This window comes from Streptomyces sp. TOM-9 (assembly GCF_056858595.1).
In genome coordinates, this window is sequence record NZ_JBXEQB010000002.1 from 1 (window position 1) to 15151 (window position 15151).

At 67.4% G+C, this 15151-nt stretch carries 5 protein-coding genes; 3 read left to right on the plus strand and 2 right to left on the minus strand.

The window, feature by feature from the left end; all coding sequences use genetic code 11:
* The first annotated feature begins 506 nt into the window (after positions 1–506).
* Positions 507–2981, plus strand: coding sequence for a helicase associated domain-containing protein (locus tag AC1VWI_RS44550; protein WP_499517079.1), 2475 nt, complete (start codon positions 507–509; stop codon positions 2979–2981).
* 293 nt (positions 2982–3274) lie between these two features.
* Here the strand turns inward: AC1VWI_RS44550 and AC1VWI_RS44555 are convergent, their stop codons facing one another.
* Positions 3275–6370, minus strand: coding sequence for a hypothetical protein (locus AC1VWI_RS44555; RefSeq protein ID WP_499517080.1), 3096 nt, complete (start codon positions 6368–6370; stop codon positions 3275–3277).
* A 228-nt stretch (positions 6371–6598) separates the two neighbouring features.
* Here AC1VWI_RS44555 and AC1VWI_RS44560 point away from each other — a divergent pair, with 228 nt between their 5' ends.
* Positions 6599–9859: a hypothetical protein gene (locus AC1VWI_RS44560; protein ID WP_499517081.1), complete on the plus strand. Its 3261-nt coding sequence runs from the start codon at positions 6599–6601 to the stop codon at positions 9857–9859.
* Positions 9860–9959: 100 nt separating this feature from the next.
* On the opposite strand, the gene AC1VWI_RS44565 is transcribed toward AC1VWI_RS44560, so the two are convergent.
* Positions 9960–12716, minus strand: a complete 2757-nt coding sequence (locus AC1VWI_RS44565) for a tetratricopeptide repeat protein (RefSeq protein ID WP_499517082.1) — start codon at positions 12714–12716, stop codon at positions 9960–9962.
* A 470-nt stretch (positions 12717–13186) separates the two neighbouring features.
* Between AC1VWI_RS44565 and AC1VWI_RS44570 the strand changes: the two genes are divergently transcribed.
* Positions 13187–14491 carry a hypothetical protein gene (locus AC1VWI_RS44570; RefSeq protein WP_499517083.1) on the plus strand — a complete coding sequence of 435 codons (1305 nt, stop codon included), beginning with the start codon at positions 13187–13189 and terminating at the stop codon, positions 14489–14491.
* Positions 14492–15151 lie beyond the last annotated feature (660 nt).

Here is a 15151-nt window from a genome sequence, read left to right on the forward strand (position 1 = left end):
CAGTGCGCTGCGCGCACTGCAAGTGAACCGGCGCGCTTCGCGCGCCGGTTGGCGGCCGGCTTCGCCGGCCCGAGTGATCCGCTTCGCGGATCACGAGCGCCTTCGGCGCGAGCTGGCTTCGCCAGCAACTGGGCACTACGCGCCCAGTGATAGAACGGCAGGTCCGCTTCGCTCCCCTGCCTTGGGCCCTCCGGCTTCGCCTGCGGGCCTGGTGCCCGCTGGCGCGGGCACGGCTGGCTGCGCGGTCGGGGGTTGGCGTACGTTTGTGACTGACCGTTGAGTGGTAGCCCGTCAGCAGCACTAGCACTTACGGGTGCAGTTACTGAATTTCCGAGACGGTGACTTCGTGAGCTGGGACCGTGGGAACTGTGCGCCCGAACGTCAGGGAGGCTGGCCCTCTACTCGTTGATCGGGAGGTCTCTGTGCATCAAAAGGGTCCGGGATAAACTCTACAGTTAGAGCCCACTGCCCCTGATGGGCCCGGGTCCGCAGGAGGCATGGATCTTATGTCCAATCAGTACCGGCTTCACCCCCACCAGATCGAGGCGGTGGATGCGGTGATCCGTGTACTGCAGGAACCCACGGAAGATCCGGTCCCTGAGGGCGGGTTGCGCGCTCAGGTCGTTGCCGCCACCGGAACGGGCAAGAGCTTGATCGCCGTGCACGCCGCGCACGAGCTGCGCGCCGAGCGGGTTCTCGTTCTGGTGCCCACACTCGATCTGCTCGCTCAGATGGCCACCGTGTGGCGGGAAGGCGGGCGCACCGGCCAGTTGTTCGGGGCGTGTTCGCTGACGGAGGGTGAAGCGCTGGGGATGCCGTGCACCACGGACCCTGTCGAGCTGGTGCGGTGGCTCGGAGGTAGCAGGCGGGTCACGCTGTTCGCCACGTACGCGGCAGTGGGGCTCGGTGTCCTGGAGCGTGCGCACGCGGCAGGGCTGGGTTCGTGGGATCTGGTGGTGGTAGACGAGGCGCACCGCACCTCTGGGGCGTTGGGCAAGCCGTGGGCGGGGGTCCATGACAACGAGCGGCTGCCGGCGGCGCGCCGGTTGTATATGACGGCGACTCCCCGGCTGTGGGAGGTCGCTACTGCGGAGGTGGCAGGCTCGTCCGGCGGGGGCTCGGGGGAAGCTGGCGGTGCGGCCGGTGGGCCAGGTCGGCTGGTGGCGTCGATGGATGATGAGGCCGTGTTCGGGCCCGTGGTGTACCGGCTGACACTCTCGGACGCGATCGAGCGGGGCCTAATCGCGCAGTACCAGGTCGTATGCGTGGACATCGCCGACCCGCAGCTGCAGGCGGCCCAGCTGATCGGCCAGGACGCCCGCACCGATACCGTCCGCGGAGCCCGCTTGGCCGCGCTACAGACCGCCGTGCTCAAGACCGGGGCCGAGCAGCAACTGCGGCGACTCCTGACTTTTCACTACCGCACAAGCGAAGCGGAAGCCTTCGCCAGTGGCCTGCTGGCCGTGGCCGAGGCGCTGTGGGAGAGCGACCCCGAGGCGTACCCGGAGCCAGGCGCGGTCTGGGCGCAGTGGCTGTACGGGGAGCACAAGCCCGCCTACCGGCGCCACGTGCTGGGCGAATTCACCGCCGGCGCCACCGCCGAGGGCGCGGTGATGGAGCGGTGCGTGCTGGCCTCGGTGCGGGTGCTCGGTGAGGGCGTGGACACCAAGAACTGCGATGCGGTGGTCTTCGCGGACGTGCTCGGGTCCACGGTCGACATCGTCCAGGCCGTCGGCCGGGCCCTGCGCATGCAGCCCGGAGAAGGCAAGACCGCCTCCCTTGTCGTCCCCGTCTTCCTCAGCCCCGGCGAGGAACCCGACGACATGCTCTCCTCCCGCTCCTACGAAGGCCTAATCAAGGTCCTCACCGCGCTACGGGCACACGACACCGAGGCCGTCGAACAGCTCGCCACCCCACAAGTAGCCTCCCGGCGACCAGCCGCCCCCTCTGCGGCGGCTGGTGGAGGGCAGGGCACAGTGGGAGGGGTCAGTGCGCCAGCGAGCGGGCTGCTGGCGTTCTCCGCGCCACGGGACCCCGCGCAGCTGGCGGCATTCATCAGCCTGCGGGTGCTGAAGCCGGAGACCGAGTTCTGGCGGCGCGGCCTGCAAGCCGCCCTCGCCTACCTCGGCGACCACGGCGACCTGCGCGTCCCCTACGGACACCGCACCCCCGACGGGTTCCCCCTCGGCGTGTGGATCACCCGCCAGCGCCAGGCCCACATCCGCGGTCGCCTCGACGCCGAACGCGTCCAGCAACTCGACGAGCTCGGCATGATCTGGAACCACGCCGACATTGCTTTCACCGAAGGCCTGGCCGCCGCACGCGGCTGGGCCGCCGAACACGGCCACCTCCTCGCCCCCACCGACGCCACCTGGCAGGGCTACCCCATCGGACAGTGGCTGAAGAACCAGCGCGCAGCAGCCCGCCGCGGCAGTGCAACCGGTGCTGGGAAGGCTGCAGGGCTGGACCGGGAGCGGCGGCACGCGCTCGAGGAGATCGACCCCGCCTGGTGCCCCACCTGGCCCGTGGTGTGGCAACGCTGCTTCCACCTCGCCCGCACCTACCGCACCACAGGCGGCGCACTGCCTGACCGGGATGGTCAGCTCGTCATCCAAGGCGAGGACATCGGCCGCTGGATTCAGACCCAGCGAATCCAGTGGGACACCCTCAGCGCTGTCCAGCAATGGCTCCTGAGCGAGATCCTCGGCATCACCGCCGCCCCGGAGGAGGAGCAGGCGCCGGTCTCGGTAGTTGCGAGGCCGAAGCGCACCCGGGCGCAGATCTGGGCCGCCAACCTCGCCGCCGCCTGCCAATACGCCGAACGGGAAGGACACCTCAACGTCCCCCGATCCCACGTCGAGGCAGTCGACGGCACCGAGCACACCCTCGGTATCTTCATCGCCAACCAGCGCGGGCGCCGTGCCAGCCTCGCCCCTGAGCGGGTCGCAGAGCTCACCGCTCTCGGCATGCGCTGGGCCTGACTGCAGCGGTCCGGTTCATTAGCCGCGCTAATGGCGATTCGGTGGCCCCGTTGCACGGCGAGCAGTGGGGTCGACGGACTTCTGCATGGCAGCTCGCACGGCAGAGAGGGCGCTGGAAGATCTTCTTCTCGAGGGAGAATCTTCAGATTCTCCCACTCGCAGCTGCCACGGCCAAAGTCTTTCTGCGCCTCCTCGGCCGCGGCAGTGGTGGCTGACCCCGGCTAGCCGCCGCCAAGCTAACAGGGCACCGGCAGTGCAAAGGGCGAGCATGGTCGCGTCTTCTCGGGTGCGAGTCAGGCACCAGGTGTCGTGTCGCCCTGCATGGCTGACCAGCCGAATGGGTCAGCGTGCTCAATGTCGTCCGTCCAGTAGCCGTACCGCTCACCAAGTACCGACAGCAGTGCCTGAGGGTCGAACGGCTCAGGGCGGACGGCAAGGCCGAAGCCGCGCGCTGTGCTTACTGCAGCTACGGACAGATGTGACCGCAGGACCTGTTCGGTGAACGCCTCCATAGGAATTGGACGGTCGTCGGGATGCTCGGGAGCCTGCATGATGGCGAGGATGTGGGCCCGGTGTTCTTGCGAATCGCCCGGGGAGGGGCGCAGACCCTGGTGTTGGGCGCGATGGTTCCCGACCGCATTGGCGATGGCAGTCAACAGATGCCAGTCGCGCCACCCTTCCTGCCTCAGCTGCGTGGCCGTACGCCGGAAGCCGGAGTCCTCGGCCAGGCGGGGAAGGGTGTAGCGCACGATGGGGAGCATGACGGCGTAGCGGTGGCGGATGGTGTCGAGGGCTGCCTCGTACCTGTAGCCGGGTCCAGGTCCGGTCCGGGCTGGCAGGGCAGCTGGTTTTGCCTGGCCGCGCGGCGTGCCTGCTCCGACAGCTGGGTCGGCGAGCCCTGCCATGGTCTGGTAGTCGTCGGGCCCCAGGAAGTCGGCTAGTTCGTCGTAGGGGCGGCCGACGAGGAGTTTGTGCCACAGTCCGCCGGCGAGCGCCTGTTCGACGAGGTGCATGAATGCCTCGTCGGAGAGCAGCGACTGGGAGAGCACCACGCTGATTAGGGCGGCGAGCAGACGAGGCGGCTCTGTGTCCAGGTCCGCAGGGGCAGCCGTGGGTAGGCGCAGCCTCCAGCGGTTGGTGTCCGGGTCGGCGCTCTGGTCGCAGACGGCGGGCTGGTCGTGGGGCAGGGTGGCGTCTGCGCGGATTTCGACGCTGAGGCGTCCGGGCAGGAACAGCGTTTCCTGTGTGGCGAGTTCGCCGAGAAGCACCTGCAGTGCTGCGGTGTAGCGTTCTGCGGCCAGCACCGACAGTCGCTCGTTCGGGCAGGTGATCTCCCAGTCGACTCCGAGCGCGTTCCAGGCATAGCGGCGTGTGGGGCCGGCGTCGCTGAAGGGCCGCCCCACGCCTTGTGTGTCGGCCTCTTCGGTGTATGCCTGTTCGGTTGCTGTGGGGGCTTCGGCGGTCGGGGTGAGCATGTCGTCGATGATGGTGTCGATGCCCACGGAGGCCGTGATCGCGCGGAGTGGGGGGACGAAGCCGGGCCGCACTGCGCTGGCGACGCGCAGGGTGAGCGCCTGGTCGGCCATCGTTTCCCAGACGTACGGGTAGCGTTCGCTGTTGTAGGGCTCGTCGCAGTAGGCGTTCTGTGCCATGAGGCCGATGGAGAACAGGCGGGTGGCGGAGATCCAGTTTCCGGCCTGACGGTCGTAGCGGGCTGCGAGGGTGATGCCGCGGGGGATGAAGCGGTGGAGTTCCGGGTCGGGTGCGGATTTTGCTGCGGTGGCAGCTGCGAGCGCGTACTGCTTGGCGGCGATGGCCAGGCCGAGTTCGCTGTAGAGGCGAGCGCACAGCAGCAGCATGATCAGGCCGCCTTCGAGGCTGTCGCCGCGCAGCCAGTTGGCTTTGGCTTCGTGGATCTCCTGGAGTGCTTGCGGGATACGGCCGCTCTTGATCAGGGTGTGGCCTCGGGACTGGGCGCGTTCGCCTCGTGCCGTCTGGCCGGTGACCCGGTGGGTTGCCTCGTCGAGTAGGTCACGGACTTCCCGGTACCGCGGATGGTCCACCAGTACGGGGGTGAGGTAGTCGAAGAGATCGGCGGTGCGCTCGATGGGGAACAGCGGCGCATTGTCCAGGTGGCGGCCCAGCCTCAGCAGGGTACGCATGCCGGTGTCGAGGTCGGAGAGCGGCAGTCCTTCCTGGAGAGCAGGTATCTGCTCACCGGCTTCCACCGCTTCACGGACGCGTGCGGTGACCTCCTCGACAGACGGCAGTTCCTCCGGCACTGATTCGAGGTCGACGGTCATGTCGGTGTGCAGGGCCAGGCGGGCTCGCATGGCCAGCAGATGGGCCATGGCGTTGGCGGGCGGATCCGCGTCCAGGAGGCGGTCGATCCTGCCTGCCAGCAGGCGCTGCCAGCGACACAGGTCGTCTACGGTCAGCGCCGTGAGGCCGCGGATCAGCGCCCCGAACCCGTACTGGAGGAGCACGACGGCATCCTCGAGGATTCCGAGGTCGGTCAGGGCTTCGTCAGCGGTCACCGTGGTGAAGAAGTCGTGGGCCAGGTGGTCCGTCGGGTGCATGTCGCCCAGGCCCCGCAGGGTCGCCACGACGATCTCGTAGCGGGCCCGAAGAGCCGTATGCTCCCCCGCCGCGGCGTCCATCAGCGCACGTGCGTGGTCGATCCATTCCGGCAGGTCGGCGCGGGCCTCGTCGTGGAAGGTGGCGTGGCGCAGCGGGCCCCGCAGGTCCACCAGGTCGCCCAGGGTACGGGCCGGCTCGTCGTTTGCCTGCCACCGTTGGCGGGCTTCGACATACCAGTCGGGCAGTTCACCGGCCCCGTCCGGGCGCGGCGGAGTGAGGTCGGAGGGCAGGTGAAGGTACTGGACGGCGAGGTAGAACAGGTCGTAGTCGGCGAGGTGATGGGCGAGAGCGGCAGCGTCCCAGATATCCAGCTCGACCTGGTGCGTCCGGGCGGCTTCGTCTATCAGGTCGTGCCGCTTCCTGGTGGATACGGCGGCCACCGTGAAATAGATGACGCGGTCCACAGGCGTACCCTGCCCGCAGATCGAGGCGAGGTCGCTTCGGATCTTGCCTGGGACATCGGTGGCCTGGATGGTGCAGGCCATCACCACCCGCTGGGTGGAGGCCAGCGCCGCGAACAGGGACGTGCCGGGCAGTTCCCTTGGGATGTTGGTCCAGTGGCTTTCGGCGTCCCGGCCCTGGTCCCCGCCGCCGCTGACGGGGCCGGTCGCCGGAAGCAGGTTGCTGGTGATCCTCCGGCGGGCCAGGCCCAGGCACAGTGCCTCGAACTCGTGATGGCTGTTGCTCTCACCGAGGATGCTCAAGGCGAAGCGGATACGTCGCTCAAGCTGGACGGCATCGTCGCTCACGTCGTTCCCCCCCCGGTCTCAGCGCCGCAGTCACACACGACCAGTGTCCAGCACCCCACTGACAACTCCCGGGCCATGCCACCGCCACGGGGCGCGTCCCTGAGCGCAGTTCCGGGTGGCGCTCATGTACGGAACCCGAGGATCCCCGTGCGGAAGAAGGTGCTGAAGTGCCCATCCGGCTGTCTTGGCCTAGCGATGCTGCCCGACCCATGCGGCTACGGTAGGCCGATGTCCAGTCATCTCCCTGACAGCGAGCAGCCCGATTCGACGCCAGCCATGTGCGTGGTGCGCTCGGAGCTCGCATCGGCCCTGCAGGCTCAAGGTGCTCACGGACAGCGGGCGCTAAGCCTGTTGCTGGACGCGGCCCAGGTCATGAACGCTCCCAACGTCTTCCAGGCTCCTTACGAAGTGGCGCAGTCTTGTTTGCGCGGTGTCTTGGACAGTGTCCTGAAAATTGCGGGCGAGGATTTCCCTGGGCTGCGCAGCACAACCGAGGCTGTCACCAGGGCGGCCGGGGCTGTGGCGGATGCCTGGCGGCAGCACAGCGATGTGACAGCCAGGGATCTGGATGTCCTCGTCAGCGTGGTCGACGAGTTGCGTGCCGAGCAGGCAAACCGTGGGGGGTTCCGTACGCGGCAGATCGGCCATCTGGTTCTTGAACAGACCCGGCAGGAGATGGGTCTCGCTGAGACGGAGGCGGCCCGCAGCTGGAGCGCCTTCTACAGTGCCACTTCCGGCGTGCTCCACGGTTCCGGCAGCGGGGCCGACGAGGCGCGCCATCAATTCAACAACATCATCGCGGCCATGGAGCAGCTCTTTCTCGGCCTGCCTGAGCGGGCGGACCGGTTGCGGGAGCTGGCCAAGCTGAGTGTCCCGGTACAGCAGGACGCGGATGAGGTTGCGCGGATGACCGACCCGCGGGCTGGGGTGTATTTCTTCCAGGCTGCTGTGAGTGGGCGCTGGCTCGATCTGTTGCCGCTGTCGCGGCTGCTGCCCGAGGAGCAGCGCTGGCCGGCTGGGCTGTATCTGCGGCGGCTGCTGGCTGATGAGCCGGAGCGGGTGTGTGCCTGGGTGAGGGAGAACCTGGACGCTATCTGTGCCCAGGGGTCCGGGGCGCTGTCGCAGGCGGTTGGGGTGGTCAGCGAGGCGGGCATGGCGGCGTGTGGCTTGCTGGCCTCGCTGGTGCGGACACGGCCGGAACGGTTTGTCTTGATGCATGCCGCGTATTGGGCCGGGGATGTTCCCGTTGCCGAGCGGACGGGGCAGTGGGTGGCCGTGCTCGAGGGCGTCCTGCGGTCCCGGGAGTTCACTGCACAAGAATCGTGGGAGAGCGGACGGGTGCTACGCGAGCTCATCGACACGGCACACCCCGGGGGCCAACTGCGCACTGGCAAGGACCGGCTTGGTGTAATCATCCGTTCCGCGCTTGCCGATGTCCTCTCCGACCATCTGGCTGACGAGGGCGCGGGCTTCCAGGCCGAACTCGTCAACGAACTCGGCACGATCACATTGGCTGACCCGCCGCGTATCATCGTCGTGACGCTAATGCGGGCCGTTCTCGATCTTGCCCTGGCCGAGGCTCAGCTCGGTGTTCCGGTTGTGCAGCGTTTGCGGGGTCTTCACGGCAAGCTGCCTGCCACCGAGCACCGGGCACGGCTGGTAGCCGTGCATCTGACCGAGTCCTGGCCCCACGACAGCCGGCGTGCCGAGGCTACGGCCGAATGGTGGCAGGCGGCGATCAGCGCCGCGCGGGAGGTGGGCGGCGGAACCTGGCCCAGCGCGGACCTGGCCGACTTCCTCACCCTGCTGGACGCTCACTGTCCGCAAGAGCTGCGGGCGCAGATGGAGGCGGCTTTGGGAGAATGCCTGGGCGCACCGCCTGCTGCGGCGCAGATGCGCGCATGGGCCGATGCGTTTCCCAGGCCGGTGCCTCGACGGTGGCGCATCGTGCGAAGGCTGTCTGCGGTACTGCCCGAACCCGTGCGCGGGCCGTGGGAGCCGGTCTTGGCCCTGATGGAGGAGAAGTACGGGCCTGCCCCGGGCAGGCCTGAGCCCGTTGTGAAGATGACCTCGTGGGTGGAGGCCTATGGGGGGCTATCCGTGGAGGTCTTCAGCGCGCGGGCTCAGGCGGAGGGGGCGGCTGCGGCTGTCGCCGCGCTCGCTGCCGCTCCGGTCAAGGAGGACGATGGCAATGCTGATGAGGATCGTGCCGCACTGCTGGGCGAGCTCGTGGCCCAGGATCTGGAGGTCTGGGCTGCGGATCCTGCCGCGGTCGCGGCGGCCGCCGTGCGCCCGGTTCTGCAGGCCGCCTACTTCAACGCTCTCCACCTCGCCGCGGGTAAAGGCCTGCTGGTTCCCGGGGTGCTGGGCGCGCTCGCCGAGACAGCCTTTGCCTGCCGCCCGCGAGAGACCGATGGGCCGCAGGCGGTGCCGTTGCAGTTGGTCATCTCCAATTTCCTGCACCGCACCTGGGACAGTGGCGCATCCCTGGGAACCGTGGAAGCGGATGCCGTGGCGTGGCTGCGTGATCTGGTCACCGGCTGGAGCACCCCGCGTCTGGGCACCTCTTTCCCCCTGGGCGCGGCCATGGCGGCGCCCGGCGGCAGCGCACTGCTCTCCCTGACCGCCTGGGGCGTCCAGTCGGCGTTGCGCACCGCAGAGGGTCTGCCTGAGGAGCTGACGACGACGCTGGAGGCGCTGCTGGATGCCGAGCCGGACGATCAGGCTCTCGCGGTCATCGGGTTCTGCCTCACCCAGCTCCACCGCTGCGACCCCGCCTGGACGACGGGCCGGGTCGACACGCTCCTGCCCTTGGAGCCGGCATGGCGCCCTGCTCGTGTCTGGCTGGCTCACGGCAAACCAGACGCAGCATTGCTGGCCCGGCTGGACCGCACTGGTCTATGGCGTGTCTTGTGTGTGCCGGACGCCGAAGGCCCCCGCTACCGGGTCTTCCTTGCGTTGTTGGACGATTCCGAACCCCTTGGCTCTGTCGGGGAGTTCCTCGCTGGACTGGCCGGCTGCCCGGGCGGGGACGTGGCCGTCTCTGAGATGCTGTCCCAGCTCGCCACCTACACCGCCCATTCGGAAAGCAGCGAGGTGACCGAGCGGGCCGTCGGCCTGTGGCGTGCTGCCCTGGATGCCGGTCTCCCGGCTGCCGCCTTGCGTGGGGTCGGGCATTTCGTGTTCGCCGATTGTCTCGACCAGGACCTGTGGCTGGAGCTCACCGTCGCCACTCTCAACCAACAGCCCGACCTGGAAGACGCCGACTACCTGGTCAAACGCGCCGCCCGCACTCCCGCTTCTCCCGGCGCCCAGTCCATCGCCGCCGCTGCCCTCGACCACGGACCGAACAACGGCTATCGGGCCAGGACCATCCGTCGCGCTGCCGACCTCTATGCCGCGGCACCCGCCGAGAACACCGCCGAACGTAAGGCATTGCGTGTGGCCCTGATCAACGCCGGAGCCATCGATGACGCCTACGGCAGCTGACGGACGCCTTCGTATCGCAGCTATACCAAGAGGGGGCGCGGAACCGCATCGGGTCCGATGCAGGCTCAAGGCAAGCCATCGGCAGCGGACCCGAAATGGTTCAACAGTCGTCCTGGATGTGTACCGGTCGATACTCCATGTAGGGGACGCCAGCATCTTGAGCGCGGCGCAGCAAGAGTTCGGCTCCGACGAGGTCGCCCCTTTGCTTTCGCAGTCCGGCCAGAGTCACGAGCAGCTCGGGGTGGCCTTGCGCAACAAGCGTCAGGAGCAGCCGTTCGGCGGCTTCATGCTGGCCTCGGGCCGCCCGGCCTCTCGCCAAGGACTCAAGTAGCTCTGCGGAGTCCCCGGCAAGTTCTTCAGCTTGCCGGGCCTTTCCTCGCGTTTCCATGATGCGCACGAGGTCTCTGGCCGCGCTGGACTGACCCTCGTGGAAGGCACGCTGGTAGATTCTCTCAGCTCGCCTAAAATCCCCCTCTTTCTCTCTCAGGGTGGCGAGCTCGAATAAGACGTACGTGAGACCCTGGTTGTATGCCCTCCAGAAGAGGGCAGCGGCGGAGCGGTAGTTGCCCTTGCCGCGGCGGATCATTCCCAGGCCGCGGAGCGCGTTGATCTCGCCAAGGGAAACGGCGATCTCGCAGTAGGACTCTGCTCGTTCGCTGTCACCTTCCTCTTCAAGGATCCAGGCGAGTTCCCGGGGTGCGTTAGCGTCGCCCTCATCCGTAGCATGCTCGAGTACTTGGATGGCCCGAGGGGTGTCCTTGTACCTATAGGTCCAGGCCAGGCCGGTGAACGCTTCGCTGTTGCCGGCTCTGAAAGAGTGCGTCGTCATGAGCAGGGCGAGTTCGTGCTGGCCGCGGTCTGCCAGTGAGCGTGCCTGGTACTCAACTGCTCGTGCGCCAAGGAAGCCGGCGTTCAGAGTCTGGCTGTACAGCTCGGCCGCGTGAGCCTGGTTCCCACGTTGGATCAGGATGGTGGCCAGTCCCACAGCAGCGTCCAAGCGGCTGTTGTCGCGGTCCAGGACTCTTCGGTACCAGCGTTCAGCGTCGTCAAGTCGGTCATCGCCTTCTGCACGGAAGGCTAGATGGAGTTGCGCCGTGACATCGCCAAGGTCGGCTGCCAACTCGTAGTAGATGTAGGGATCCTGGTCCTTGCGGTGTTGGCGGGTCCAGTCGGCCAGGGTGGAGAGGGCGGCGCCCTCCCCGTCTTGTGCTGTTGCCAGTGCCAAAGTCTCCGCGTCGGCAGCCCTGCCTCGGTCCAGGGCTGCCCGCGACAGAGCGGCCTTGTCCCGCGCGCTGGCGGCGTGATCGGCCGCTGCGATCCAGAACTCAGCCCCGGGACAGGCCAGCTGCCTGTGCCGCTGGCCGTGCAGTTCGACGTAGTCCGCCAGTTGGTAGTGGCGCGGGTTCTGCGTCGTGGTTGCGGTGTAGCCGGGGACGGGTGCGAGCGGTCCGCGGACTCCTCGGCACGGGGCGGACAGGTATTGCAAGGCTCGGCGGAACCAGTCGGGTTCTGCCAGGTCCTGCTGCAGAGGTGTGAGGTAGGCCTCTGCTGCGGCCTGGAGAAATGCGCGGGGCAGATCGCGACCGTGTCCAAGCCGTCGGGCATCCATCGCGGCGTGTAGGACCGCTTGGGCGTAAGGAGATGCGTTCGTGTAGCGCTCTAGCTGCGCTGGACCACCCGCCAGGTACTGGATGACGTGGCCACTCTCGGCCTCACGGGCGGCCTGCAGCATGCGGGGGTCGTTGTGCTCGCCTTGATTGAGGAGTACGCCGAGTTCGTCTTCGGTGAAACTCTCGGGCAGCCGCAGAGCACACCTGGCCAGGAGCGCTCGCGTCTTCGCTCGCTCGTCTCTCGGCGCAGTGGTCATCGTCGTCCAGTGGGTGTGCCAGACGGTGCCCAGGATCAGGACGGGCGCACGCTGCTGATCACGCAGCAATTCGGTGAGCCGGGCCGCAATGTGTTCGTCGCGGCTTGGATCGGTAGAGAGCAGATAGCGGTTGATCTCATTGAGCCACACGACCGTGCAGGGCTTCACAGCTCCCAACGACGCGAGCAGGTCGTCCTGGTCAGCTGGGTGCCACAGCCGCCACTGGTCCGGCAGGCGTTGGATGGCCTCCCAGGCCGCACGGGTCTTGCCTGTTGAAGAGTCAGCGAGGAGGACCTTCAGCACGCTGCTCCCGGTGAGAGCTGTGCTGACGGCAGCGTCGAGCTTGTCGTCAATCGGCCTGCGGAAGTACGTCGGCAGCGCAGAGGTGGCCGGGTTCGTACTTTGATCGACTGCGATCGCCTCGTGCACCTCCAAGCTGAACGGGTCAGCGTTACGCACCGGCGAGCCGACCTCAACTCCGCCCCCGGACTCGTAGAACGTCTGCAGGGCGTCGGCATCACAGAAGCGACGTGCGGCCTCGTCTCCGAAGTAGCGGGCCACGATCCGTGGCCATGGTCGCAGCCGGCACACGAGCTCGTCGGCGTCCCACAAGCCCAGCTCCACACCTGGATGCTCGCCCTGGTAGCGATTGACCAGGTCACGGACCTGGGTGCGGGTGTCCTTACAAGAGGTGACGATGACCATCCGCGTCGCCCTGTAGGGCCGCGGGCCGTGGAGGAACAGGTTCAGGGCGCTCCTCGCGTCCGCCTCGCTGAAACGGGCAACCTGCTTGACCTGGAAGGCGTGCCAACGGCCGTCCGCCGACTGACCAGCGATGTCAATGCCACCCTGCGCCTGCCCCGGAGTGCCGTAACGATGACACGGTGACAACCGCTCCGATACTTGCACGAGCTCCCACACCAGTTTCTCGAAGTTGTGCCAGGGCACCTCGTGGAACGGCAGAGCATCGACCTTCGCGTCGATCACCATTGGTCGTCGCCCGAAAGGCTCAGCCACGTTGCCTCGCTAGATCCGCTGTCGACCTTCAAGAGAGAGTCTAGAGGTCGCATCTGACAGGCGATCATCTCCGTAAGACGCTACGCTCACCAGCCTCTACGAGTCGACGCCGCCGATCACCGCCGTGTGCTCTCGACACAGATCCCCTCGACGGGGATCGGTCTGCAACACTCGGAAGTGCCATAAGCAGTCTCACCCCAGTTGCGCAATCTCATGCAGCCGACGGGATCCCAGGTCACCGCCGCAACAGGACCAGCTCTAGAGCACGCTCGTGCCGAAACGAACAAGCGTCTGTCTCATTCAATCACCAGATAACGAGTTCAGAGCCCTAGCTACTGCCGTCGTACCTGCTAAAAAGTTGAGAGCTCACAACGCTGTGGCTCCTCTCCCTCCCCTTCCCGCGTTCAAGGATGCCTTTGAGCAGCGAACCGCCGTCTCCCACGATGACCGCATCCGCCTGGCAATTGTGCGGTCCCGGCAAGATGACCCCTGACCACAAGGCCAGATACCTGCATCACCTCAGGCAGGCCATCCCTGGCTACCACTCACAGTTGGCGCACTCTCCCGTCGTTCCCTGGGGCAACGCCTTCACCTCCTCCGACCCGGATCTCACCGCCACGTTGTGGGTGCGTTCGGGCGGCCACCGCTGGAACGCCGACGCTCCATTGAGCTATGCCCTCGCCGGCGACCCGGCCTGCGTCGCCGTCGAGGGGCCCCGGTGGCAGGAGGCGGTCACCAGCGCCACCCAGACCTTCGCCGCCGACCCGGCAGAGCCACGGTCCTGGACGGCGGTCATCGGCCCTGCGCCCGAGCAGAGCGCCTTCAGCCGCGCGCCCGACAAGTGGCCCCAACGTCTTGCCAAGCCCCTGGCCGTCGGACCCATGACGCTGACCTCCATGGACCAGTGGGCCTCCCGCGGCTATCCCCACCCCGCAGACCGCTCCCGGTTCTATCCCGTCGGGTGCTGGCCCGTGGAGGTGACAGGTCTTGCGTACTCGTACTTCACCTCTGGGGCCGAGGACACCGCGGCAGAGCACCTGGACCGGCTGTGCCAACTGCTGTCGCTGGCTACAGATTTCCGTTGGGCTCACTGGCTGTGGCCTATTGTCGGGCGCCGCGAGTCCGACGAACCTGGGCCGGCTGACGACCGTAAGGATCCCCTCGCGGAATGGCGGGAGCGGGCCGCCCAGTTCACTGTTCGCGGCTTCGACCCGCCCGAACCCGTCACTCTGGACGTGCCCGCGTGGGTGCCCGGCGCCTGGACCCTGCTGGACTCCGCCGCCCGCTCCGGAGCCCTGGAAGCCTACGGGTCTGCGATCGCCGACATCACCGACGGCCGCCCCTCCGCAGCTGGGGCACAGTTCATGGCAGTCCTGGAAAAGCTCACCCGCGAGGGGCAGCAAACCAAAGCCTCCCGGGGCAAGGCCTACGCCATGGTGGCGCAGTACCTCTTCGGACCCACACCCACCGAGGAAGATGCCAGACGCGCCATGGACGTGGTGATGTACGACCAGCGCAATGGCACCGTCCACGGCGGCCGCCGGTACGGCACAGAGCCTCGCCTGAACATGCCCATCCGGATGATCTCGATAGACGGGGACCCGCTCCACACCTATGAGCAGCAGGTCGACCGGCTCCGGCACATCTGCAGAGCCTTGCTGATCAAGGACCTCGGCGGGCCAGCCACCGACCCCACGCGGGTGCTGGACGACCTGAAGGACTTCGAAGAGGGTGTGCTGTTCATCTGACGGGCCTGACTGGCTATGGGCCGCCGATCGCAGCGTTGTCCGCCAGTTGAACAGATGGGGCAGAGGTCTTTGGGTTAGCGCCGCAGCTAGAGCCCCGCGGATTCGGGGGCGCTGGCAACTTGGGTTCCGTGCTGACCATGGCGGAGGTGCCGTGGTCTCTTAGGGTTCATCAGCCATTACGGTCGGCAGGGCATGGGATGCGCGGCAGTAGTCAGGAGGCGACGGGGCTCGGGCGGTGTTCGCCAGGGCCTCGGCGGCACCTTCCGTGCCTCGATCCGGGCCATCACCGCTGAACACCGCATCTCGGCGATCCGCTCCTTCGGCGACCTGGACCTCAGCGGCGTCCGCATCCTGTTCAAGGCCTCACACACCGCTCTCCAATTGGGCCCCGTCCGCCATGCGGCCTGCCGAAGTGCTGTACGAGACTCTCCTGTCACTCGGTCGGCCCAGCGCCGCTAAAGAGGCGCCGGTCGGTACCGCGGAAGCGGCGGAACTGGCTGGCTGGCTTCCCGCCCAGCAGCAAACGAACGCCGTCAGCTTGCTTGTGGAGGGCAGCCGCTAGCTCACGGCCAGGTCCGCGGTCGGCACGTTCCATCCCCACAGCACCACCACGCTGGCGAATGCTGCGAGGGACACCTGTGTCGTTGCTTCGGTCACGGA

What these genes read in the sequence shown, in the direction of transcription:
- AC1VWI_RS44550 (WP_499517079.1), top strand. Translation starts at nt 507, where the DNA reads ATGTCCAATCAGTACCGGCTTCACCCCCACCAGATCGAGGCGGTGGAT.
- AC1VWI_RS44560 (WP_499517081.1), top strand. Translation starts at nt 6,599, where the DNA reads ATGTCCAGTCATCTCCCTGACAGCGAGCAGCCCGATTCGACGCCAGCC.
- AC1VWI_RS44565 (WP_499517082.1), bottom strand. Translation starts at nt 12,716, where the DNA reads ATGGTGATCGACGCGAAGGTCGATGCTCTGCCGTTCCACGAGGTGCCC.
- AC1VWI_RS44570 (WP_499517083.1), top strand. Translation starts at nt 13,187, where the DNA reads ATGACCGCATCCGCCTGGCAATTGTGCGGTCCCGGCAAGATGACCCCT.